The 23894-nt window shown below is 65.4% G+C and carries 23 protein-coding genes; 16 read left to right on the forward strand and 7 right to left on the reverse strand.

All coding sequences use genetic code 11. The features are described from left to right. Window positions 1-126: 126 nt before the first annotated feature. Both fghA and QW887_RS22625 read right to left on the reverse strand, forming a co-directional pair. On the reverse strand, window positions 127-972 hold the full coding sequence (gene fghA / locus QW887_RS22620; protein ID WP_315752820.1) for an S-formylglutathione hydrolase: 846 nt from the start codon (window positions 970-972) through the stop codon (window positions 127-129). Between the two features lie 85 nt (window positions 973-1057). After that, complete coding sequence (locus QW887_RS22625; RefSeq protein ID WP_315713180.1) at window positions 1058-1678, reverse strand: response regulator transcription factor; 621 nt, start codon at window positions 1676-1678, stop codon at window positions 1058-1060. A gap of 154 nt (window positions 1679-1832) precedes the next feature. Between QW887_RS22625 and QW887_RS22630 the strand changes: the two genes are divergently transcribed. From QW887_RS22630 to QW887_RS22645, 4 genes are all read left to right on the forward strand, one after another. Then, window positions 1833-3179 (forward strand): ATP-binding protein, encoded by a 1347-nt coding sequence (locus tag QW887_RS22630; RefSeq protein ID WP_315768888.1) that lies wholly within the window; start codon window positions 1833-1835, stop codon window positions 3177-3179. 103 nt (window positions 3180-3282) lie between these two features. Further along, the gene (locus QW887_RS22635) at window positions 3283-3639 is read left to right on the forward strand and encodes a hypothetical protein (protein WP_315713178.1); all 357 of its coding nucleotides are present in this window, start codon (window positions 3283-3285) and stop codon (window positions 3637-3639) included. Window positions 3640-3776: 137 nt separating this feature from the next. Continuing rightward, window positions 3777-3965: a DUF2934 domain-containing protein gene (locus tag QW887_RS22640; RefSeq protein ID WP_315713177.1), complete on the forward strand. Its 189-nt coding sequence runs from the start codon at window positions 3777-3779 to the stop codon at window positions 3963-3965. Between the two features lie 26 nt (window positions 3966-3991). Next, window positions 3992-4147 carry a hypothetical protein gene (locus QW887_RS22645; RefSeq protein ID WP_008961662.1) on the forward strand — a complete coding sequence of 52 codons (156 nt, stop codon included), beginning with the start codon at window positions 3992-3994 and terminating at the stop codon, window positions 4145-4147. Between the two features lie 229 nt (window positions 4148-4376). Here QW887_RS22645 and QW887_RS22650 read toward each other — a convergent pair whose 3' ends face one another. The 3 genes from QW887_RS22650 to QW887_RS22660 all read right to left on the reverse strand — a co-directional run bounded on the left by QW887_RS22650 (window position 4377) and on the right by QW887_RS22660 (window position 5929). Continuing rightward, a complete protein-coding gene (locus QW887_RS22650) occupies window positions 4377-4547 on the reverse strand; it encodes a hypothetical protein (RefSeq protein ID WP_315713176.1) in 171 nt (56 codons plus the stop codon). A gap of 219 nt (window positions 4548-4766) precedes the next feature. Further along, a complete protein-coding gene (locus QW887_RS22655) occupies window positions 4767-5009 on the reverse strand; it encodes a bacterioferritin-associated ferredoxin (protein WP_315752825.1) in 243 nt (80 codons plus the stop codon). 65 nt (window positions 5010-5074) lie between these two features. Then, entirely contained in the window at window positions 5075-5929 is an 855-nt protein-coding gene (locus tag QW887_RS22660; RefSeq protein ID WP_316195013.1) for a xanthine dehydrogenase, read from the reverse strand. A 397-nt stretch (window positions 5930-6326) separates the two neighbouring features. On the opposite strand from QW887_RS22660, the gene QW887_RS22665 reads away from it, so the two are divergent. The 7 genes from QW887_RS22665 (at window position 6327) to QW887_RS22695 (ending at window position 14933) form a co-directional block, all read left to right on the forward strand. Beyond that, the gene (locus tag QW887_RS22665; protein WP_316184299.1) at window positions 6327-7175 is read left to right on the forward strand and encodes an SDR family oxidoreductase; all 849 of its coding nucleotides are present in this window, start codon (window positions 6327-6329) and stop codon (window positions 7173-7175) included. 422 nt (window positions 7176-7597) lie between these two features. Next, the gene (gene nifA / locus QW887_RS22670; RefSeq protein ID WP_315752828.1) at window positions 7598-9337 is read left to right on the forward strand and encodes a nif-specific transcriptional activator NifA; all 1740 of its coding nucleotides are present in this window, start codon (window positions 7598-7600) and stop codon (window positions 9335-9337) included. 458 nt (window positions 9338-9795) lie between these two features. Continuing rightward, a complete protein-coding gene (locus tag QW887_RS22675; protein WP_008961670.1) occupies window positions 9796-9990 on the forward strand; it encodes a 4Fe-4S dicluster domain-containing protein in 195 nt (64 codons plus the stop codon). A gap of 38 nt (window positions 9991-10028) precedes the next feature. Further along, window positions 10029-11549 carry a Fe-S cluster assembly protein SufB gene (sufB, locus tag QW887_RS22680; protein ID WP_315768880.1) on the forward strand — a complete coding sequence of 507 codons (1521 nt, stop codon included), beginning with the start codon at window positions 10029-10031 and terminating at the stop codon, window positions 11547-11549. A gap of 37 nt (window positions 11550-11586) precedes the next feature. Next, window positions 11587-12348 (forward strand): Fe-S cluster assembly ATPase SufC, encoded by a 762-nt coding sequence (gene sufC, locus QW887_RS22685; protein WP_315752830.1) that lies wholly within the window; start codon window positions 11587-11589, stop codon window positions 12346-12348. Between the two features lie 14 nt (window positions 12349-12362). Then, window positions 12363-13688 carry a Fe-S cluster assembly protein SufD gene (gene sufD, locus QW887_RS22690; protein WP_316183909.1) on the forward strand — a complete coding sequence of 442 codons (1326 nt, stop codon included), beginning with the start codon at window positions 12363-12365 and terminating at the stop codon, window positions 13686-13688. Between the two features lie 3 nt (window positions 13689-13691). Then, on the forward strand, window positions 13692-14933 hold the full coding sequence (locus QW887_RS22695) for a cysteine desulfurase (protein WP_316183908.1): 1242 nt from the start codon (window positions 13692-13694) through the stop codon (window positions 14931-14933). Window positions 14934-15203: 270 nt separating this feature from the next. Here QW887_RS22695 and QW887_RS22700 read toward each other — a convergent pair whose 3' ends face one another. Further along, the gene (locus tag QW887_RS22700; RefSeq protein WP_315752833.1) at window positions 15204-15665 is read right to left on the reverse strand and encodes a SufE family protein; all 462 of its coding nucleotides are present in this window, start codon (window positions 15663-15665) and stop codon (window positions 15204-15206) included. A gap of 45 nt (window positions 15666-15710) precedes the next feature. Continuing rightward, window positions 15711-16103, reverse strand: coding sequence for a response regulator (locus tag QW887_RS22705; RefSeq protein WP_315752834.1), 393 nt, complete (start codon window positions 16101-16103; stop codon window positions 15711-15713). 449 nt (window positions 16104-16552) lie between these two features. On the opposite strand from QW887_RS22705, the gene nifH reads away from it, so the two are divergent. From nifH to nifN, 5 genes are all read left to right on the forward strand, one after another. Beyond that, the gene (nifH, locus tag QW887_RS22710; RefSeq protein WP_315713086.1) at window positions 16553-17440 is read left to right on the forward strand and encodes a nitrogenase iron protein; all 888 of its coding nucleotides are present in this window, start codon (window positions 16553-16555) and stop codon (window positions 17438-17440) included. 73 nt (window positions 17441-17513) lie between these two features. Then, window positions 17514-19016 carry a nitrogenase molybdenum-iron protein alpha chain gene (gene nifD, locus QW887_RS22715; RefSeq protein WP_315713160.1) on the forward strand — a complete coding sequence of 501 codons (1503 nt, stop codon included), beginning with the start codon at window positions 17514-17516 and terminating at the stop codon, window positions 19014-19016. 83 nt (window positions 19017-19099) lie between these two features. After that, window positions 19100-20659, forward strand: coding sequence for a nitrogenase molybdenum-iron protein subunit beta (nifK, locus tag QW887_RS22720; protein WP_315713159.1), 1560 nt, complete (start codon window positions 19100-19102; stop codon window positions 20657-20659). Window positions 20660-20791: 132 nt separating this feature from the next. Continuing rightward, entirely contained in the window at window positions 20792-22465 is a 1674-nt protein-coding gene (gene nifE, locus QW887_RS22725; protein WP_316183907.1) for a nitrogenase iron-molybdenum cofactor biosynthesis protein NifE, read from the forward strand. Window positions 22466-22475: 10 nt separating this feature from the next. Further along, window positions 22476-23873 carry a nitrogenase iron-molybdenum cofactor biosynthesis protein NifN gene (gene nifN / locus QW887_RS22730; protein WP_316195015.1) on the forward strand — a complete coding sequence of 466 codons (1398 nt, stop codon included), beginning with the start codon at window positions 22476-22478 and terminating at the stop codon, window positions 23871-23873. The last annotated feature ends 21 nt before the right edge of the window (window positions 23874-23894 follow it).

The following is a 23894-nucleotide window of genomic DNA, read 5'->3' on the forward strand; positions in this document are numbered from 1 at the left end:
ATCGCCTTGTGGCGCCGAGCGAAATCCCCGTCGTCGCGCACGTGGAATCCGGGCACCGGGCACGACAAGATCGCCTCGACGGGCGCGTCATCGCACCCGTCGGGCAAATCACGGCCGCGGCTGATATCAGCGTGCGAGCCGCGCCGCGTGCCAGCGCAGATGATCGGCCATATAGGTCGAGATGAAGTAGTAGCTGTGGTCGTAGCCCTCCTGCTTGCGCAGCAGCAGCGGGATGTGGGCCTTGTCGCAGGCCGCCTTGAGCAGCTCCGGGCGCAACTGCTGCGTCAGGAACTGATCGGCGGTGCCGACATCGACCAGCAGGTCGGAGACGCGCGCGCCGTCCTCGATCAGCGCCACCGCGTCGTGCTTGCGCCACGCCGCCTTGTCGGCGCCGAGATAGCCGCCCAAGGCCTTCTCGCCCCACGGCACCTGCGAGGGCGCGACGATCGGCGAGAACGCGCTGGCCGCGCGGTAGCGGTCCGGGTTGCGCAGCGCCACCGTGAGCGCGCCATGGCCGCCCATCGAGTGGCCCATCACCGACTGGCGGCGCGGATCGACCGGGAAGTTCGCCGCGACCACGCTCGGCAGCTCCTCGGTGACGTAGCTCCACATCCGGTAGTTCTTCGCGAACGGCGCCTCGGTCGCGTCGACATAGAAGCCGGCACCGAGGCCGAAATCATAGGCATTGTTGGGATCGCCCGGCACGCCGTCGCCGCGCGGCGAGGTGTCGGGCGCCACGAAGACCAGGCCGAGCTCGGCGCAGGCGGCACGAAACTCGCCCTTCTCGGTGACGTTGGCGTGGGTGCAGGTCAGGCCGGAGAGATACCAGACGACCGGCAGCTTCGCGCCGTCGGCATGCGGCGGCACGAACACCGAGAACGTCATCTCGGTCTTGGTCTCCTGGCTGGCGTGGCGGTAGACGCCCTGGACGCCGCCATGGGACTTGTTCTGGGAGACGGTCGTGAGGGTCATGGGATCACCTGTTCGGCAATGATGTCGGGCCGCTGGCGCGCGTGCCGCCAACGCGTGTCAGGCTGCGTCGTTCAATCGGGACGAGTCAAGCGACGCCGTTCTCGATCGCCAAACGCACCAACTCGCCGGATGTTCGCACGCCGAGCTTCTGGCGGATGATCGAGGAGGTGTTGGCGACGGTCTTGTAGGACGAGTGGATCAGCCAGGCAATCTCCGACAGGCTCTTGCCGGCGCTGAGCAGGCGAAGGATCTCGAGCTCCCGCGAGGTCAGTTTCGCCAGCGGGCTCTGCGCGACCGCGGCGCCCGCGAAGGCGATGCTGCGCGCGATCGCAGGCGGCAGATAGCTGCCGCCGCGGGCGACCTCGCGGATCGCCTCGGCGAGATCGTTCGGATCGCCGCTCTTCGAGACGTAGCCCTTGGCGCCGATGTCGATGGCGCGCGCGGCGAACACCGGATCGTCGTTCATGCTGAACATGATCAACCGGGCATTGGCATCGTGGGCGAGGATGCGCCGCGCGAGCTCGAAGCCGGAGACGGTCGGCAGGTTGATGTCGACGACGCAGACGTCCGGCCGGCGCGCGATGAAGCTGGCTTCGCCGCTCTCGGCATCGGCGGCTTCGAGCAGCTCGAGGTCCGGATCGGTCGAGAGCAGGGCCCGGCAGCCTGATGCCACAATGGGATGGTCATCGACGATCAGTACGCGCATGGCCTTGGGGTCCCGGACTTCCAACTCGCGTCATTGTTGCGATGCATCATGGATGCATGCTGCGCGATATTGCATGATGTTGCAATTAGATCGCCGGCGGATTTGTCTGTCAATGTGAGTGCGTATGAAACACGGTGGCCGTGGGGCGGAGAGAATGTGGCAGAATTGGTCGTTGCGGACCCGCATCAACGTGCTGCTGGCGCTGCTGCTGACGCTGGGCCTCGCCATCAACATCGGCCGTCTCGTGCTGGAGGCGGCGCCGCGCGTGCTGGCGGAGGACCAGAGCGTCATCCGCCTGACGCGGGCCTTCGTCGAGACCATCATGGACGAGGTCAACGACGCGCCGGATCCGAGCGCGCGCCTCGATCGGATCGTCGGCGATCTCCGACAGCTTCGTCACGTCAGCGTGAGGCGGCAGGGCATGCCGGCGCAGACGCCGCCCTCTCCGGGCGTCGGCCGCGCGGCGCCGGCATGGTTCATCGCACTGGTGCATCCCGACAAGACCTCGGTGAGCATGCCGGTCATCGTCGCGGGGCGGAGCGAAACGTTGGTGATCACGTCGCACCCCGACGACGAGATCGCGGAGATCTGGGACGGCATCGTCACCCAGCTCGTCGTCGGCTCGCTGGTCGGGCTGGCGTTGTTTGCGATCACCATGCTCGTGGTGGGTCGCGCGCTGGCGCCGCTTTCGGATCTGTCGGACGCGATGAGCCAGATCGAGGCCGGCGCCTACGATACCCGCGTCAAGCCGGGCGGCGCGCCCGAGCTCGCGGCGCTCTGCGCCAAGCTCAACCATCTCGCCGGCGCGCTCGGTGAGGCGGTGGAGGAGAAGCGTCGCCTGGCCGAGCGCACGGTGTCGCTGCAGGACCACGAGCGCAAGGAGATCGCGCGCGAGCTGCACGACGAGTTCGGGCCGCATCTGTTCGCGCTGCGCGCCCATGCCAGCGCGCTGATGCGCTTGCCGGACGCTGCGACGCTCGACGTCGCGGCGATGCGCCGGCACGGCCAGGCGATCCTCGACCAGGTCAACGCCGTGCAGCAGTTCAACCGCCGCATCCTCGAGCGGCTGCGGCCCGTCGGTCTCGCCGAGCTGGGCCTGCGCGAAGCGCTCGGCGCATTGGTGCGGCTGTGGCGGGAGTCGCGGCCCGAGGTCGCGATCGAGACCAAGTTCACCGAAACGGTCGCGCGCAGCAATGAGACGGCGGAGCTGACGATCTACCGGGTGGTGCAGGAAGCGCTGACCAACGTGTTCCGCCACGCCGAGGCCACCACGGTCGACGTCACCATCGAGCCGCTGCAGCAGACCACGGCCGGTCATCGCCGCAGCTACACGCGGGTGCGCGTCCGCGACGACGGCCGCGGGTTCAGCCCGGAGCACAAGCTCGGATTCGGCCTCACCGGCATGCGCGAGCGGCTGCTGGCGCTCGGCGGCACGCTGACGGTGGCTTCTACCGGCACGGGCGTCACGATCGAGGCCATGGTGCCGGCGGACGCAGCGTGAGCCGTGGGCTAGGAACCAACGATCGGACGGCGCATTCAACGAGCTACTTGCGATGGGCGTGAGCCGCAATCCGGAGCACGCGCCGGCAGCTCGCGGTGATCAGATGTCCAGAACCTTGCCTGTGCTGAGCGGCGCAGCCCTGCTGGCCGCGCTGTCGTTCCACAATGCCGTCGCGCGTGACGACGGCCGCTACGCCAACTCGCCGCTCAAGGGCTGGTTCGACAGCCTCAGAAGCGGTCGCGGCCCGTGCTGTTCGGACGCCGACGGCTTCGCGGTGTCCGATCCGGATTGGGACCTCGAAGGCACGCATTACCGGGTGCGGCTCGACGGTCAATGGATCGTCGTGCCGGACGATGCCGTCATCACGGAGCCCAACCGTGCCGGGCGCACCATGGTGTGGCCGATCAAGGGATCGCTCGGCACTTCCATCCGCTGCTTCATGCCGGGCAATCTGAGCTGAAGAGGCGGTGCGCCGCGTTCTCTCGCCGCGCCGCTGCGGCGGATCGCCCGTGCGCGCCGTGCCTTGGAACTTCGTCTCGTTCGGATGATTGCCACGCAAGGTCACGCCGCCGACGCAGCCTCATGCGAGGGAGAACCATGGACCGGACCAGCGACACTGAACTTCAGGAGAGGATTCGCAGGCGCGCTCACCAGCTCTGGGAGCAGGCCGGCCGGCCTGACGGCCGCGAGGATGAGTTCTGGTATCAGGCCGAGCGTGAGATCGGCGAGATGAGCGAGCTTCACGACGAGGCGACGGCGCCGCCGCCGACGATCCTGCCGGGGTGAGTGCGAGCAGAAAAAAGGACGAACTGATGAGCAAGGAAACGCCGAAGGACGATCCGCGCCAGGAAAGCGACTGGGGCTCGATGAAGCAGACCGACAAGCCCTGGGCCGAGAAGCCCGAGAAGGAGCAGCGCTCGGAAGCGGCGAAGGACCTCGAGAAGTGGGGCGAGAGCAAAACGCATTGAGGTGGGCGGAGGTGGCCGCTCTCGCGCGATCGATGAACTCCGGCAGTGTCGAGGAAGGCCTCGTTCAACCCGGCCGTCGTTGCGAGCCGCAGCGCTGCCTCTCTCTGCCCTTCAAGGGAAGGAGGGAGGGGCCGGCCGCAGCCGGGACCATGGTCCGTATCGCCTCAGCAAGGATGAGATGAACAACGCCGAGATGAAGGCGTCTCTCCGTTGACGGGGACCCGTGCCGTCACGCGGTGTGACCCGGATCGACATCATCCGGCGTCTTCTTGTCGCGCTGCGGCGTCATCTTCGCCGGATCCTTCGCGCCCGGCACGCCGCGCGGGCCGAGCTGATCGCGCTGGATGTCGTCCTCCGAGCGGTCGGGCTCGCGTCCGTTGATGGGGAGGTCTTTTGCCATCGCCTGATCCTCTCGCTGTTCGCATCAGGGCAATGCGCGCGGTGTGCTCACGTTCCGCGCGATCCGCGCGCCGCGGCGGCAGGAACGCCGCCCCGGCGGACGACGGTCGCCGTCACCGGCGGCAAGCCGTTCATCTGAGGACCAGTGCACGTCGTCTGCTGTCGCATTTGTCCGATATCCGACAAGTCCGTGCGTCGGCACGTCATACGCATGCCGGTGCTACGCGGCGGACATCATCGCGCACGGCGCGGGCTCGGCCTGCACCGGCCACACCGCCGCAGCGGCCGTATCACCCTGCCGCTCGTCGAGAATCCGCTTCACCGAGCGCGAGCAGAGGCCGCATTGGACCGTGCAGCCGAGACAATCATACACTTGCGCCGGCGAGCCGAAGACGATGTCGGCCGCCGTGACGATGTCGCGAATGGCCGTGTCGCTGATGACGTTGCAGGAACAGATGATCATGGCTGTTGCTCGCTCCTGCAAACGATAAGCAACCGGGATGCCAAGGTCGGCGCGCACGGCGCGGGCTAGTCAGAATCGTTCGAAGCGACCTGATGCGCGGGCACGCTTGCGGTCGTCCCGATGCGGTTCGCGGCGTGCAGCCGTATTGCGGCCAACGTCGCCTGGGCGAGCGCCTGTCCCTGCGCATCGATCCCGGTCCACTGCGCATGACGGCCGCGGGAATCGATCTCGGCGAGCGCGACGCCGGCCGGCACGTCGCTGCCGTCGCGGACGATGCCGCGCAGGATGCCGTCATAGGGGGCCGTGACCGGTGCGCCGGAGAGATGGCCGATCACGAAGCCCTTGTAGATGCGCGTGCCGATCTCGATCGGGGTATGCCATCGGCCCTCATGCGGCGAATGCACCAGGCGCTCGACACCGACGAGCGCGCCGACGTCATCCGTTGCCAGCGTCCAGCCCTCGCGCACGATCTGGCCGAGCCGGCCCGGCCGAGTCTCGATTACGATATCGCAATTGGCTGATGGCGAGAAGCCCGGACCGATGCCGATCGAGAGCCGCGTCATGCCGCGCAAATTCGGGGTCACCGCGCGCCTCTGCATCCGCGCGTCGATCAGGACGTCGATGGTACGGACCGGCAGGAGATCGAGCAACCCGAGTGGAGTGACAAGGACGTGCCGGGGATTGCCGAGCGCCTTGAACACCTCCATCGTGCTCTCGATGCGCTCGCCCGTCACGTTCTCGATGCGGACCGTGTCGCCGAACAGGGCGTCGTGAAACGCCATCTTACGGCGCATGACCGGCGGATTGGGATCATGCGACAGCACCACGCAGAAGCCCGCACGATGCAGATGCACGCCGATCGCCGACGCGACATCGTTGGTCCCGAGGACCACGGCGAAGCGCACTGCATTCGTCCCCATGTCCTGGTCCATACGGTGTTGGCGTCTCGTGGCTGTCGGTCGTGCGACTGACAAGCGGTCTTCCAGTTCGAATGATCAGATCCGTCGAGCAAGAGTTGGACCATCAGGCATCGTTCTGAAAACGATCGCTCTGTGAAGGTCCTGCAAAGGACGCGGCACAAAAGCCGACGCTGGATGTGTCCAGAACCCGCCAATCTGTCGCGAACCCGACAGGAAAAGCTGCTTTGCCCGCCGTTTTCGCTGGCCCGGAATCTGCACAACCGGCGCATGGCGATACCCCTGGTATTTCCGATCGTTACGGAGCCTGCGCCCAGATCACGTCTGAGGTAAAGGCAGCAGCCGAAGCTTGGCAGCCGGCGTCCTGGTGGCGTTGCGGCGCAGGATCAGGACGGATGAGGTGAGCCTCGATCTCGACCAGGACGTCCGCGAACCCGTCATGGAGGCGGCTCAGACCATCGCGGCGTGCCCGTTCCATCGAGACGTGGCGGCCGCCGAGCGGCCCGCGCGCGCCGAGCAGAAAACGCTCGTGCTGACCGGCGGCTCGCGCGGCATCGGTCATGCGACCGCAAAGCTTTTCTCCGACGCCGGCTGGCGCATCATCACCTGCTCGCGCCAGCCGTTCGACGGCGGCCGCTGTCCGTGGGACGCCGGTCCCGACAACCACGTCCAGGTCGATCTCAGCGATCGCAAGGCGATCCCGCGTGCGATTGTCGACATCAAGCAGCGGCTCGACGGCGCGCCGCTGCATGCCTTGATCAACAATGCGGCGATCTCGCCGAAGGCCGAGGACGGTGGCCGGCTGGATTCGCTCGCGACCTCGGTCGAGACCTGGATGACCGTCTTTCACGTCAACTTTCTCGGACCGATCCTGCTCGCGCGCGGGCTGTTCGAGGAGCTGAAGCGCGGGCAGGGCGCGGTCGTCAACGTGACGTCGATCGTCGGCACCCGCGTCCATCCGTTTGCGGGCACTGCCTATGCGACCTCGAAGGCGGCGCTCGCCTGCCTGACCCGCGAGATGGCGCACGATTTCGCGCCGCATGGCATCCGCGTCAACGCCATCGCCCCAGGCGAGATCAAGACCGAGATGGTGTCGCCGGAGACCGAGGCGCGGTTCTCGCCGCTGATTCCGATGCGCCGGATCGGCGCGCCGGAAGAGGTCGCCAAGGTGCTGTTCTTCCTGTGCTCGGATGCGGCGAGCTACGTGACCGGCGAGGAGATTCAGATCAATGGGGGGCAGCACCTCTAGGTTGATCACCGCCGCGCGCGGCCGACACGCGGATGTGAACGCGTCATGCCGTGGCTGGCCGCAAGGAGACGAGCGGCGGGCCGCAAGTGGAAAGTTGGTGTTCAGGTGTCGTCCGTTGCGATCCGGTCGCAAACAGGCCGGCGGATGCGCAGCTATCAGGTGTCGAGTAGACAACGCGAAATCGTCAGGCGCACCGTTTTGCCGCCCGTGCGGACGTGCAATGCACGCATCGCGACGGGTGTAAACTAATTTGTTAACATCATGAAAGCCTGCAGCTTTTCTGGCCTGTCCGTTGCACACTACTTCTGCGGCAATGCAGCAAAGTTAGGCACGACAATCATCTGCAGTTAAGGGAGGATGTTAGAACACCTACAATCACGGGCGGCTTCACCAAGGCGTTCGTGACGATCAGAGAAGCGACCATGGTCCAAACGGAAACACGTCAGGTCGAAGCTCAGGACGTCAGGTCCAACGCCGTGCCGATCCCGCTCAGCGAGATCGCGCTGACCGGAATTTTCGAAATCTCGAAAATCCTCGCCGCGCCGACGCGGCTGGAGATCACCCTCGCCAACGTCGTCAACCTGCTGCAGTCCTTCATGCAGATGCGCCACGGCGTGGTGTCGCTGCTCGCCGATGACGGCATTCCCGATCTCGCAGTCGGGGCCGGGTGGAGCGAAGGCAGCGATCAGCGCTATCGCGAACGTCTGCCGCAGAAGGCGATCGACCAGATCGTCGCCACCGCCGTGCCGCTGATCGCGGAGAACGTCGCCGATCATCCCGCCTTCAGCGCCGCCGACGCGGTCACGCTCGGCGCCTGCGCCGACACCCGCGTCTCCTTCCTCGGCGTTCCCATCCGCATCGACCAGCGCGTCGTCGGCACGCTGACGATCGACCGTGTCTGGGACGGCCGCGCCGTGTTCCGGCTCGATTCCGACGTCCGCTTTCTGACCATGGTCGCCAACCTGATCGGCCAGACCATCAAGCTTCATCGGGTCGTCGCGCGGGACCGCGAGCGGCTGATGGCGGAAAGCCACCGGCTGCAGAAGGAGCTGTCGGAGCTGAAGCCGGCGCCGAAGGATCGCAAGAAGGTGCTGGTCGACGGCATCGTCGGCGACAGCCCGGCGCTGCGCGCACTGTTGGAAAAGATCAACGTCGTCGCCAAGTCGAATGCGCCGGTGCTGTTGCGGGGCGAATCCGGCACCGGCAAGGAGCTGGTGGCGAAGGCGATCCATGAACTGTCCAATCGCGCGAAGCGGCCGTTCATCAAGATCAACTGCGCCGCATTGCCGGAGACGGTGCTGGAGTCGGAGCTGTTCGGCCACGAGAAGGGCGCCTTCACCGGTGCGATCAACGCGCGCAAAGGCCGCTTCGAGCTGGCCGACAAGGGCACCTTGTTCCTCGACGAGATCGGCGAGATCTCGCCGGCGTTCCAGGCCAAGCTCTTGCGGGTGTTGCAGGAGCAGGAGTTCGAGCGCGTCGGCGGCAACCAGACCATCAAGGTCGATGTCCGCATCGTCACCGCCACCAACCGCAACCTCGAGGAGGCGGTGTCGCGCAACGAGTTCCGCGCCGACCTCTACTACCGGATCAGCGTGGTGCCCATCAAACTGCCGCCGCTGCGCGAGCGTCGCAGCGACATTCCGCAGCTGGCGCGCGAGTTCCTGCGCCGCTTCAATTGCGAGAACGAGCGCGATCTGACGTTCGACGTCAGCGCGATCGAGGTGCTGATGCATTGCGGCTTCCCCGGCAACGTGCGCGAGCTGGAGAACTGCGTGCAACGGACCGCGACCATGGCGACGGGCTCGGCGATCGGTATGGACGACTTCGCCTGCAGCCGCAACGAGTGCATGTCGGCGATCCTGTGGAAGGGCAACACGGTGACCCCGCCGCCGCCGCGCGGCCAGCCGATCGTGCCGCTGCCGATCCTGCCGCGGACCTCGGCGCCGGTCGAGGCTCCCGTCGAGTTGCCGGCGATCGATGCCGATGACGGCGAGTATTCCGATAGTTCGGAGGGCGGCGCCGTGCCGGAGCGCGACCGAATCGTGCAGGCGATGGAGCGGTCCGGCTGGGTCCAGGCCAAGGCCGCCCGCCTGCTCGGCCTCACGCCGCGTCAGATCGGTTACGCGCTGAAGAAGCACAACATCGAGGTCAAGCGGTTCTGAGCGGTGGCGGCTTGATGGGATCGAAGGGCGCGCGGTAGCGCGCCCTTCTTCGTTTGGACTTTGACGCTCCGGCGTTGCCCCAATCTCCTCCGTCATTCCGGGGCGACGCGCGCGAAGCGCGACGAGCCGGAATCCATTTCGCCGCGCGATCTGCCGCACGGTGGATTCCGGGCTCGTGCTGCGCACGCCCCGGAATGACGGAGGAGCGACCTGGGTCACGACCGGCGTTCGCGCGCGAGGTGACATCGGACAATTGCGCAGTGAGACCTCGACTCCGACGACACGCTGCTCCCGCCCTGTCGCACTTGCGACATGCTGTCGGGAGAGCGACAGCTCGCCGCGACCTGCGACGTTTAGAATCCTCCTTAGAAATCAACCAAATGCTCTCTGGCACGGCGCTTGAAAGATATCGCGCGAATGACATCGCTCGATGTCGCACGGATCGCGGGGAGCTGCACATGGCCTACAAGATCATCGCCTCACAATGCACGGTCTGCGGGGCCTGCGAGTTCGAGTGCCCGAATGCGGCCATTCGGCTCAAGAACGACATGTACATCATCGATCCGAAGAAGTGCACGGAGTGCGAGGGCCACTTCGATGCGCCGCAATGCGCCGCCGTCTGTCCGGTGCCGGACACCTGCGTCCCCGCTTGACGCGGGCCGCGGCGGAAACATTGCAAGCGGAGTGAGAGATGGCAGCGGTTCAGGAGACCATTGATCGGGTCAAGGGCATCGACGTCGATCAATATCGCTACGGGTTCGAGACCGTCATCGAATCCGAGAAGGCTCCGAAGGGGCTGTCGGAAGACACCATCCGCTTCATCTCGGCCAAGAAGAACGAGCCGGCCTGGATGCTGGAATGGCGGCTGGAGGCGTATCGCCGCTGGCTGACCATGACGGAGCCGAGCTGGGCGCGTGTCGGATACCCGAAGATCGACTATCAGGATCTCTATTACTACGCGGCGCCGAAGCCGAAGAAGAAGGTGGCCTCGCTCGACGAGATCGACCCGGAGATCCTCAAGACCTACGAGAAGCTCGGCATTCCCCTGCGCGAGGTCGAGATCCTCGAAGGCGTCGAGCGCCCGGCTGGAGGCGCGGAAGCCGACGCCGATGGCGAGGCGGCCACGCCGCGCAGCAAGATCGCGGTCGATGCCGTGTTCGATTCGGTCTCGGTGGCGACGACCTTCAAGGAGGAGCTGAAGAAGGCCGGCGTGATCTTCATGCCAATCTCCGAGGCGCTGCGCGAGCATCCGGACCTGGTGCAGAAATATCTCGGAACGGTCGTGCCGACGACCGACAATTATTTCGCGACGCTCAACTCGGCGGTGTTCTCCGACGGTTCGTTCGTCTACATCCCGCCGGGCGTGCGCTGCCCGATGGAGCTGTCCACGTATTTCCGCATCAACGAGCGCAACACCGGCCAGTTCGAGCGCACGCTGATCATCGCCGACAAGGGTGCCTACGTCTCCTATCTCGAGGGCTGCACGGCACCCCAGCGCGACGAGAACCAGCTGCACGCCGCCGTGGTCGAGCTGGTCGCGCTGGATGATGCCGAGATCAAGTACTCGACGGTGCAGAACTGGTACCCTGGCAATTCGGAGGGCGTCGGCGGCATCTATAATTTCGTCACCAAGCGCGGCGACTGCCGCGGCACCAATTCCAAGATCTCCTGGACCCAGGTCGAGACGGGATCGGCGATCACGTGGAAATATCCGAGCTGCATCCTGCGCGGCGACAATTCCAGCGGCGAGTTCTACTCGATCGCGATCTCCAACGGCTTCCAGCAGGTCGACAGCGGCACCAAAATGATCCATCTCGGCAAGAACACGTCGAGCCGGATCATCTCCAAGGGCATCGCCGCCGGAAAGTCGCAGAACACCTATCGCGGCCTCGTCAGCGCCCATCGCAAGGCCTCTGGCGCCCGCAACTTCACCGCCTGCGATTCGCTGCTGATCGGCGACAAATGCGGCGCGCACACCGTACCCTACATCGAGGCCAAGAACTCGTCGGCGGTGTTCGAGCACGAGGCGACGACGTCCAAGATCTCTGAGGACGTGCTGTTCTACTGCATCCAGCGCGGTCTGTCGCAGGAAGAGGCGGTTGGGCTCGTCGTCAACGGCTTCGTCAAGGACGTGCTGCAGCAGCTGCCGATGGAGTTCGCGGTCGAGGCGCAGAAGCTGATCTCGATCTCGCTGGAAGGTTCGGTTGGATGACGGCGTCGCGCGGCGACAACATCACAAGGAGTGTTCGATGACGGCCTTGCTCGAAATCAAGGGGCTCCATGCCGAGATCGCCGGCGGACGGAAGATCATCCAGGGCCTGGACCTGACCGTGAACAAGGGCGAGATCCACGCCATCATGGGGCCGAACGGTGCCGGCAAGTCGACGCTGTCCTACGTGCTCGCCGGCAAGCCCGGCTACGAGGTCACCGCCGGTGAGGTCTATCTCAACGGCGAGGACCTCTTGGCAATGGAGGCCGATGAGCGCGCCGCCAAGGGCGTGTTCCTGGCGTTCCAATATCCGCTGGAGATCCCGGGTGTCGCGACCTTGACGTTCCTGCGGGCCGCCTTCAACGCCCAGCGCAAGGCGCGCGGCGAAGAGGAGCTGTCGTCGCCGGATCTTATCAAGCGCGTGCGCGAGATCGCCAAGACGCTCAACATCGACGCCGACATGCTGAAGCGGCCGCTCAATGTCGGCTTCTCCGGCGGCGAGAAGAAGCGCAACGAGACCCTGCAGATGGCGCTGCTGCAGCCCTCGCTCTGCGTGCTCGACGAGACCGATTCCGGTCTCGACATCGACGCGCTGAAGGTCGTCGCCAGCGGCGTCAATGCGCTGCGCTCGGCCGAGCGGGGCATGATCGTCATCACCCACTATCAGCGGCTGCTCGACTACATCGTGCCCGACATCGTTCACGTCTTCGCGGCGGGCCGCATCGTCCGCACCGGGACCGCGGACCTCGCGCGCGAGCTCGAGGCGACCGGTTACGCCCAGTATCAGAGCGAAGCGGCGTAGGGCGGAGCACGAGCATGGGCGTCGCGATCCGCAAGACCAAGGCCGAGCTCGGGCTGGCCGATCTGTACCAGGGCGCCCGCCGTTATCTGCCGGGCGGCGAGGAGATCACGGCGGTGCGCGCCGCCGCTTTTGACCGCTTCAACGCGGTCGGCCTGCCGCATCGGCGCGTCGAGGCGTGGCGCTACACCGATCTGCGCACGCAGATGAAGGAGGCCAAGCGGCTGGCCTCGCTGCCCGATGACGCCGCCAAGACCAAGGCGCGCGAGGCGAGCGACCTGTTCGCGGGCACTGGCTTCCGCAAGCTGATGATCGTTGACGGTGCCTTCGTGCCCGAGCTGTCCGACCTCGCCGATCTCGGGCCCGGCCTCACCATCCAGCCGATGGCCGACGCGCTCGCGGCCGACAAGCCGCTGCTGTCGCAGCGGCTCGGTCCGGTCGTGCCGGACGACGATCCGGCGCTGGCGCTCAACACCGCGCTGGCTGCCAATGGCGTCGTGATCCTGGTGGCGCCGGGCACGGCGCTGAGCCGGCCAATCCACGTCGCGTTCGTCACGACGAACTGGGTCGCAACCTCGATGTACACGCGGTCGCTGGTCAATATCGGAACTGGGGCCAGCGCCACCATCGTCGAGTCGCATCAGGGGCCCGACGGCAGCGAATATCAGGTCAACACCGCGATGCAGCTCGTCGTCGGCGACGAGGCGCGGATCGACCATGTCAAGGTGACCCGGGAGGGCAACAGCGCGCTGCACATCTCCTCGCTGCTCGCCAATATCGGCGCGCGCGCGACCTTCAATCAGCTCGGCTTCGTCGCCGGTGGCAGCCTGGTGCGCAGCCAGCTGTTCGTGCACATCGCGGGCGAGGGCACCGTAGCCGACATCCGCGGCGGATCGCTGCTGTCCGGCGCCCAGCATGCCGACACGACCTTGGCGATCGAGCATGCCGCCGAGAACTGCCAGAGCCGCGAGACCTTCAAGGCTGTCGTCGGCGACACCGCGCGCGCGGTGTTCCAGGGCAAGATCACGGTCAGCCCCGGCGCGCAGAAGACCGACGCCAAGATGATGTCACGGGCGCTGCTGTTGTCCGACGAGGCCGAAGCCGACAGCAAGCCGGAGCTCGAAATCTTCGCCGACGATGTGCAATGCGGCCACGGCACCACGACCGGCGCGATCGATGACGAGCTGCTGTTCTATCTGATGGCGCGCGGCATTCCGCCGAAGGAAGCCAAGGCGCTGCTGATCCAGGCCTTCGTCGGCGAGATCATCGAGGGCGCTGCCAATGAGAGCGTGCGGGCGGCGCTGACGGAGGCGATGCTGGGCTGGCTCGGACAACGGGAGTAGGTGATGCATGCAGCGGTGCAGGGAAGCGGCTACGACGTTGGCCGCATCCGCGCGGATTTCCCGATCCTCGGCATGCAGGTCCACGGCAAGCCGCTGGTCTATCTCGACAACGCCGCGTCAGCGCAGAAGCCGCAGGCGGTGCTTGACCGGATGAACCAGGTCTACACGTCCGAATACGCCAACGTGCATCGCGGCCTGCATTATCTCGCGAACGCCGCCACCGAGGCCTACGAGGGCGCCCGCGCCAAGGTCGCGGCGTTCCTCAATGCCGAAAGTCCGGAGCAGATCATCTTCACGCGCGGCGCCACCGAGGCGGTCAATCTGGTGGCGCAGACCTTCGGGCGCGAGCGGATCGGGCCGGGCGACGAGATCGTGCTGTCGATCATGGAGCACCACGCCAACATCATCCCCTGGCATTTCCTCCGGGAGCGGCAGGGCGCCGTGATCAAATGGGCTCCCGTCGACGGCGACGGCAACTTCCTGCTCGACGAATTCGAGAAGCTGCTGACGCCGCGCACCAGGATGGTGGCGATGACGCAGATGTCGAACGTGCTCGGCACGGTGGTCCCGGTCAAGGAGGTCATCCGCATCGCGCATGACCGCGGCATTCCGGTGCTGATCGACGGCTCCCAGGCCGCCGTGCACATGGAGGTCGACGTCAGGGATCTCGACGCGGACTTCTACTGCATCACCGGGCACAAGATCTATGGCCCGACCGGCATCGGCGCGCTCTACGGCAAGCGTGAGCTGCTGGCGGCGATGCCGCCGTTCAACGGCGGCGGCGAGATGATCCGCGAGGTGTCGCGGGACCGGGTCACCTATGGCGATCCGCCGCACCGCTTCGAGGCGGGCACGCCGCCGATCGTGGAGGCCGCCGGGCTCGGCGCCGCGATCGACTACGTTGCCTCGATCGGCAAGCAGCGCATCGCGGCGCATGAGCATGATCTCGTCACCTACGCCACCGAGCAGCTGCGCGAAATCAACTCGCTGCGCATCATCGGCAACGCCGCCGACAAGGGCGCGATCGTCTCGTTCGAGATGCAGGGCGCCCACGCCCACGACTTCGCCACCGTCATCGACCGCTCCGGCGTCGCGGTCCGCGCCGGCACCCATTGCGCCATGCCGCTGCTGGAGCGTTTTGGCGTCACCGCAACCTGCCGCGCGTCGTTCGCGATGTACAACACGCGCGAAGAGGTGGATGTGCTGGTCCGTGCGCTGAAGAAGGCACAGGAGTTTTTCTCTTAAGAGCACTCGCTCTGTCCTGGCAGAGTTCCTACTGACTCGCATCTGGCGAGTTGGAATCGAGCATTCGCCAAGCTGGCGGTGCGCTCCCTCGCCCCGCTTGCGGGGAGAGGGTTGGGGTGAGGGGGACTCTCCACACGCACCAGACTCGCGGAGAGTCCCCCTCACCCGGATTGCATCTTCGATGCAATCCGGCCTCTCCCCGCACGCGGGGAGAGGCGAAGACTGAATGTGCCGCGCTATAGCGGCTTCATCAAAGCAACAAATCAAAACCTACGCCGCCGCAGCCATCGCCGCCTGCGCATCGGCCTTGATGCGGCTGACCATCGAGCGGAAGCCGTTGGAGCGCTGGGGCGTGAGATGCTCGCGCAGGCCCAGCTTCTCGAACAGGGCGATCGGATCGGCGGCGAGAACGTCCGGCGCGGTGCGGCCGGAGACCATCGCCAGGAGGATCGCGACCAGGCCACGCACGATGTGCGCGTCGCTGTCGCCGACGAAATGCAGCACGGGCGCGGCGGCGTCGTGCCGCACGGCGGTGGCGAGCCAGACCTGGCTGGTGCAGCCCTGCACCTTGTTGCCATCATTGCGGTCGGCGTCAGGCAGCGGCGGCAGGCCGCGGCCGAGCTCGATCACGTAGCGGTAGCGGTCGTCCCAGTCGTCGAGCAGCGCGAAATTCTCGACGATGTCCTCGATGTCCGGTATCCCCGGCGTCGCAGTCTGGGTCATCCTCAACATCATCCTCTCCTCGTCATCGGCCGATCTCCGTAGATGCGGGGCCAGCTATGCCGTCATGTCAGGCTCGCTGCCGCGCCGCGCCAGCACGGAATCGACCGCGTGCGTGACCCCGTCGAAGGTGATCGGCTTGGCGATGATGGCTTCCGCGCCCTGCCGCAGGCCGGCCAGCGCGAGCGGCGACCGGGGCGATCCCGCGACCACGATGATGCCGGCCTGATGCATCTTCCGGGCGAGCATGCCGACCGTCTCGGCGCCGTCGTCCTCCAGGATGCTCATCCCGATGAGGACGGCGTCGGGCGAGGTCCGTGCCGCCTTGGTCAAAGCGTCGGCGGTCTCCGCGAAGGTGAAGGTCTCGTGACGCTCACTGAGAATGTAGCCGAGCGCCGAGCGGATCACCTGATCGGCTTCAATGACAAAGACGCGCGCCTTGCTCGCCATCAAAAGTACTCCTGCTGGCCCGTTCGAAAGCGGGTTTGATCTGCATCAAGCAAACTCCGTACCGCCGCTCCTGACCGGCCCCCCGCGAGCGCTCCGCGGTGTTCTCTACGGAAGCGCCGCTCGGAGCCGCGGCGGCATGTGTCGTTTCGGACAGCACGGCGCGGGAGCGTCGGGTGAAAACCCCCGATGTCGGATTTGCAACAAGTCCATCCTAGCGCCGAGCTTGGCCGCATCTCTTTCAAAACATGGCCTTTTTAACGATTCCAAAGCTCTGGCACAGCCGTTGCAAAACTGGGCTCAGGCAATGGTTGAGGGCTGAGTGCACGCCGACGCTTCGGACGAGCGATGCTCTCCTTCCCAATAACCCGTCTGCCGGTTCTGGAGAGAGGACGCGGTCTCGCGATGCAAGGCGCATGCGGGACATTGGCAATCGGTTGATGGAGAGCAGAATGTCATCACTTCGACAAATCGCATTCTACGGCAAGGGCGGCATCGGCAAATCGACGACGTCGCAGAACACGCTCGCGGCGCTCGCCGAGATGGGTCATCGGATCCTGATCGTCGGCTGCGACCCCAAGGCGGATTCGACCCGCCTGATCCTGCACGCCAAGGCGCAGGACACGATCCTGAGCCTGGCTGCTGCCGCCGGCAGCGTCGAGGACCTCGAGATCGAGGAGGTCATGAAGGTCGGCTATCGCGACATCCGCTGCGTCGAGTCCGGCGGTCCGGAGCCGGGCGTCGGCTGCGCCGGCCGCGGCGTCATCACCTCGATCAACTTCCTGGAAGAGAACGGCGCCTATGAGGACATCGACTACGTGTCCTACGACGTGCTCGGCGACGTCGTGTGCGGCGGCTTCGCGATGCCGATCCGCGAGAACAAGGCGCAGGAAATCTACATCGTGATGTCCGGCGAGATGATGGCGATGTATGCCGCCAACAACATCTCCAAGGGCATCCTGAAATATGCGAATTCCGGCGGCGTGCGCCTGGGCGGCCTGGTCTGCAACGAGCGTCAGACCGACAAGGAGCTGGAGCTGGCGGAGGCTCTCGCCAAGAAGCTCGGCACCCAGCTGATCTACTTCGTGCCGCGCGACAACATCGTGCAGCACGCCGAGCTGCGCCGCATGACCGTGCTGGAATATGCGCCGGATTCGGTCCAGGCCGGGCACTACCGCTCGCTGGCGCAGAAGATCCACAACAACGGCGGCAAGGGCATCATCCCGACCCCGATCACGATGGACGAGCTCGAGGACATGCTGATGGAGCACGGCATCATGAAGGCCGTCGACGAAACCCAGATCGGAAAGACTGCCGCCGAACTCGCCGCAACGGCGTAACCGCCACCGGTGCTCCGGCCCTTCATCTCCAAGGGCCGGATCACCTCCGCAACCGATCATCGAGGAAAGCCAGATGAGCGTCACCGAGAAACAAAGCGTCGCCGAGATCAAGGCGCGCAACAAGGAACTGATCGCCGAGGTCCTGAAGGTCTATCCGGAAAAGACCGCCAAGCGCCGCGCCAAGCATCTCAACGTGCATGAGAACGGCAAGTCGGATTGCGGCGTCAAGTCGAACATCAAGTCGATCCCCGGCGTCATGACCATCCGCGGTTGCGCCTACGCCGGCTCGAAGGGCGTGGTGTGGGGCCCAATCAAGGACATGATCCACATCAGCCATGGCCCGGTCGGCTGCGGCCAGTACTCCTGGGCGGCGCGCCGCAACTACTACATCGGGACGACCGGCATCGACACCTTCGTGACGATGCAGTTCACCTCCGACTTCCAGGAGAAGGACATCGTCTTCGGCGGTGACAAGAAGCTCGCCAAGATCATGGACGAGATCCAGGAGCTGTTCCCGCTGAACAACGGCATCACCGTGCAGTCGGAATGCCCGATCGGCCTGATCGGCGACGACATCGAGGCCGTCTCCAAGGTCAAGTCGAAGGAGTATGACGGCAAGACCATCGTCCCCGTGCGTTGCGAAGGCTTCCGCGGCGTCTCCCAGTCCTTGGGTCACCATATCGCCAACGACGCGATCCGGGACTGGGTGTTCGACAAGCTCCCGGCCGATGCCGCGCCGCGCTTCGAGCCGTCGGCCTACGACGTCGCGATCATCGGCGACTACAACATCGGTGGCGACGCCTGGTCGTCCCGCATCCTGCTCGAGGAGATGGGCCTGCGCGTGATCGCCCAGTGGTCGGGCGACGGCTCGCTGGCAGAGCTCGAGGCGACGCCGAAGGCGAAGCTCAACGTGCTGCATTGCTACCGCTCGATGAACTACATCTCGCGCCACATGGAAGAGAAGTACGGTATTCCGTGGTGCGAATACAACTTCTTCGGACCGAGCAAGATCGCCGAATCGCTGCGTAAGATCGCCAGCTATTTCGACGACAAGATCAAGGAAGGTGCCGAGCGAGTCATCGCCAAGTACCAGCCCCTGATGGACGCCGTGATCGCCAAGTACCGGCCGCGCCTCGAAGGCAAGACCGTGATGCTGTTCGTCGGCGGTCTGCGTCCGCGCCACGTGATCGGCGCCTACGAGGATCTCGGCATGGAGGTCGTCGGCACAGGCTATGAGTTCGGCCACAACGACGACTATCAGCGCACCGCTCAGCACTACGTCAAGGACGGCACGCTGATCTACGACGACGTCACCGGCTACGAGTTCGAGAAGTTCGTCGAGAAGGTCCAGCCGGACCTGGTCGGCTCGGGCATCAAGGAAAAGTACGTGTTCCAGAAGATGGGCGTACCGTTCCGCCAGATGCATTCCTGGGACTACTCGGGTCCCTACCATGGCTATGACGGGTTCGCGATCTTCGCCCGCGACATGGACATGGCCATCAACTCGCCGGTCTGGAAGATGGCCAAGGCGCCCTGGAAGCAGGCGCCCAAGCCGTTGCTTCAGGCAGCCGAGTAAGCACCACCGCCCACGGCCTGGCTCTCCTTCGGCGGAGAGCCAGTGCTCCCTGATCGACACAGGAACATAGAGAGGGTTATCCCATGACGCAGAGTGCCGAACATGTGCTCGATCACTTCGAGCTTTTCCGTGGTCCCGAATACCAGCAGATGCTGGCGAACAAGAAGAAGATGTTCGAGAATCCGCGCGATCCCGCCGAGGTCGAGCGCATCCGCGAATGGGCCAAGACACCCGAATATCGCGAGAAGAATTTCGCCCGCGAGGCGCTGACCGTCAACCCGGCGAAGGCTTGCCAGCCGCTCGGCGCCGTGTTCGTTGCCGTCGGCTTCGAAAAGACGCTGCCGTTCGTGCACGGCTCGCAGGGCTGCGTTGCCTACTATCGCAGCCATCTGTCGCGCCACTTCAAGGAGCCGAGCTCCTGCGTGTCGTCGTCGATGACCGAGGACGCAGCCGTCTTCGGCGGCCTCAACAACATGATCGACGGCCTCGCCAACGCCTACAACATGTACAAGCCGTCGATGATCGCGGTCTCCACCACCTGCATGGCGGAAGTCATCGGCGACGACCTCAACGCCTTCATCAAGACCTCCAAGGAGAAGGGCTCGGTTCCCGCCGAGTTCGATGTGCCTTTCGCCCATACGCCTGCCTTCGTCGGCAGCCATGTCACCGGCTACGACAATGCAATGAAGGGCATTCTCGAGCACTTCTGGGACGGCAAGGCCGGCACCGCGCCGAAGCTGGAGCGCGTTCCCAACGAGAAGATCAACTTCATCGGCGGTTTCGATGGCTACACCGTCGGCAACATCAAGGAAGTGAAGCACATCTTCGAGGCGATGGGGATCGAGTACACGATCCTCGGCGACAATTCGAACGTGTTCGACACGCCGACCGACGGCGAGTTCCGTATGTATGATGGCGGCACCACGCTGGAGGACGCGGCCAACGCGATTCACGCCAAGGCGACGATCTCGATGCAGCACTTCTGCACCGAGAAGACCCTGCCGTTCATCAAGAACCACGGCCAGGAGGTCGTCTCCTTCAACCATCCGGTCGGCGTGACCGGCACCGACGCCTTCGTGATGGCGCTGTCACGCATCACCGGCAAGGAGATTCCGGAGCAGCTCGCGCTCGAGCGCGGCCGCCTGGTCGACGCGATCGCCGACTCCAGCGCCCACATCCACGGCAAGAAGTTCGCGATCTACGGCGATCCGGATCTCTGCCTCGGCCTCGCCGCGTTCCTGCTCGAGCTCGGCGCCGAGCCGACCCACGTGCTCGCCACCAACGGCAACAAGGACTGGGCCGAGAAGGTCCAGGCCGTGTTCGACTCCTCGCCGTTCGGCAAGAACTGCCAAGTGTATCCCGGCAAGGATCTCTGGCACATGCGCTCGCTGCTGTTCACCGAGCCGGTCGATTTCCTGATCGGCAACACCTACGGCAAGTATCTTGAGCGCGACACCGGCACGCCGCTGATCCGCATCGGCTTCCCGATCTTCGATCGCCACCACAAGCACCGCTACCCGGTGTGGGGCTATCAGGGCGGCCTCAACGTGCTGGTCACGATCCTCGACAAGATCTTCGACGAGATCGACCGCAACACCAACGTGCCCGCCAAGTCGGACTATAGCTTCGACATCATCCGCTAAGACACGGCGCGCGGCGGTCCGTTAAGGGCCGCCGCGTCTCGATCTGGACGACGAGGCTCATGGGGAAGGCACTGAAAGCCTGAGCCTCCTCGGCCAAAAGACGCGCAGAAGGTCCGCCAACAGGAGAAGCCAATGAGCTCGCTGTCTGCCACGATCCAGAACGTCTTCAACGAGCCGGGTTGCGGCAAGAACGCCAACAAGTCCGAGGCCGAGCGCAAGAAGGGCTGTACCAAGCAGCTGCAGCCGGGCGGTGCGGCGGGCGGGTGCGCGTTCGATGGCGCCAAGGTCGCCTTGCAGCCGCTGACCGACGTCGCGCACCTCGTGCACGGACCGATCGGCTGCGAGGGGAATTCCTGGGACAACCGCGGCGCGGCCTCGTCTGGCTCGCAGATCTGGCGCACCGGTTTCACGACCGACATCAACGAGACCGACGTCGTGTTCGGCGGCGAGAAGCGGCTGTACAAGGCGATCAAGGAAATCATCGAGAAGTACGATCCGCCGGCGGTCTTCGTCTACCAGACCTGCGTGCCCGCCATGACCGGCGACGACATCAATGCCGTCTGCAAGGCGGCCTCGGCCAAATTTGGCAAGCCCTGTATCCCCGTCAACTCGCCCGGCTTCGTCGGCCCGAAGAATCTCGGCAACAAGCTCGCCGGCGAGGCGCTGCTCGACCACGTCATCGGCACCGTCGAGCCGGAGGTCACGACGCCCTACGACCTCAACATCATCGGCGAATACAATCTCTCCGGCGAGCTCTGGCAGGTGAAGCCGCTGTTCGACGAACTCGGCATCCGCATCTCCGCCTGCATCTCCGGCGACGGCCGCTACAAGGACGTCGCCTCGTCGCACCGCGCCCGCGCCGCGATGATGGTGTGCTCCAAGGCGATGATCAACGTCGCCCGCAAGATGGAGGAACGCTACGGCATTCCGTTCTTCGAGGGATCGTTCTACGGCATCCAAGACTCCTCGGACTCGTTGCGCGAGATCGCGCGCCTCCTGGTCGAGCGCGGCGCGCCGGCCGATCTGCTGGACCGCACCGAGGCGGTGATCGCGCGCGAGGAGGCCAAGGCCTGGGCGGCGATCGAGCCGTTCAAGAAGCGGCTCACCGGCAAGAAGGTGCTGCTGATCACCGGCGGCGTGAAGTCGTGGTCAGTCGTAGCGGCGCTGCAGGAGGCCGGCATGGAGCTGGTCGGCACCTCCGTCAAGAAGTCCACCAAGGAGGACAAGGAGCGCATCAAGGAGCTGATGGGCCAGGACGCGCACATGATCGACGATATGGCGCCGCGCGAAATGTACAAGATGCTCAAGGACGCCAAGGCCGACATCATGCTCTCGGGCGGCAAGTCGCAATTCGTGGCGCTGAAGGCGGCGATGCCCTGGCTCGACATCAACCAGGAGCGCTCCCACGCCTTTATGGGCTATATCGGGATGGTGAAGCTGGTCGCGGAGATCGACAAGGCGATCTACAACCCGATGTGGGAGCAGCTGCGCAAGCGGGCGCCCTGGGAGCAGGCCGACAGCAACTGGCAGGCCAGGGCGATTGCCCAGGTCAATGCAGAAGCGGCGGCGCTGGCGGCCGATCCGGTCGCCGCGGAAGCCGCGCGACGCGCCAAGAAGATCTGCCACTGCAAGTCGGTCGATCTCGGCACCATCGAGGACGCGATCAAGGCCCATGGCCTCGCCGATGTCGCCGGCGTTCGCGAGCACACCAACGCCTCGGGCGGCTGCGGCGCCTGCGCCGGCCGGGTCGAGGACATCCTGGCGACGTTCAAGGCGCCGGCCGAGCTGCTGCAGGCGGCGGAGTAGGGCGGCGCTCATGGCCAAGGTCACCATTGGAAAGAAGGCCTGCGCGGTCAATCCGCTCAAGATGAGCCAGCCGATCGGCGGCTGCTTCGCCTTCCTCGGCCTGCGCGGCGCGATGCCGCTGCTGCACGGCTCGCAAGGCTGCACCTCGTTCGGCTTGACCTTGTTCGTGCGCCACTTCAAGGAAGCGGTGCCGATGCAGACGACGGCGATGAGCGAGGTCGCCACCGTGCTCGGCGGCTATGAGAATGTCGAGCAGGCGATCCTCAACATCTACAAGCGACAAAAGCCGGAGATCATCGGCATCTGCTCGACCGGCGTCACCGAGACCAAGGGCGACGACGTCGACGGCTACATCAGGCTGATCCGCGAGAGACATCCGGAACTCGCGAATTATCCGCTGGTCTATGTCTCGACGCCGGACTTCAAGGACGCGTTCCAGGACGGTTGGGACAAGACCGTCGCCAAGATGGTCGAGGTGCTCGTCGACAAGCCGACCTCGACCCGTCGCGACCCGGCGCGGGTCAACGTGCTGCCGGGCTGCCATCTGACGCCGGGGGATATCGAGGAGCTGCGCACCATCATCGAGGATTTCGGTCTGGAGCCATCGTTCCTGCCGGATATCGGCGGCTCGCTCGACGGCCACATCCCCGACGAGTTCACGCCGACAACGATCGGCGGCATCGGCCTGGAAGAGATTGCGACCATGGGCAGCGCGTCCTGGACGATCGCGATCGGGGCGCAAATGAAGCGAGCGGCGGAAGCGATGCAGGCCAGGACCGGCGTGCCGTATCGGCTGTTCGAGCGGCTCTGCGGGCTGCTGCCGAACGACGAGTTCATGACGTTCCTCAGCGAGATCTCGGGACGCCCGGTGCCGGCGAAATATCGCCGGCAGCGCGGCCAGCTCGCAGACGCGATGCTGGATGCGCATTTCCACATTGGCGGCCGCAAGCTCGCTGTTGGCGCCGAGCCGGATCTGTTGTTCGACGTCGCGAGCATGCTGCACGACATGGGCGCGCATGTGTCGGTGGCGGTCACCACGACGCAGTCGCCGGTGCTCGAGCGGATGCCCTGCGATGAAGTGCTGATCGGCGATCTCGAGGATCTCGAAAACCTGGCAAAGGAGCGCGACTGCGGCTTGATGCTCACGCATTCGCACGGCCGCCAAGCCGCCGCCCGCCTCAAGATCCCGTTCTACCGGATCGGCTTTCCGATGTTCGACCGGCTCGGGGCAGGGCATCTCCTGACGGTCGGCTATCGCGGCACGCGCGATCTGATCTTTGCGCTCGCCAATCTGATCATCGCCGATCGCGAGGACAACCATCAGCCGACGCCCGACACCTGGCTCGATCCCTGGAAGGACCTCGAACAGGCATCGATCGACACCGCCGTCGTGGCGCCACTGCATTGACGTTTCAGGAGAAAGGACCGA

This window comes from Bradyrhizobium sp. SZCCHNRI3052 (genome assembly GCF_032484895.1).
Classification (GTDB): domain Bacteria; phylum Pseudomonadota; class Alphaproteobacteria; order Rhizobiales; family Xanthobacteraceae; genus Bradyrhizobium.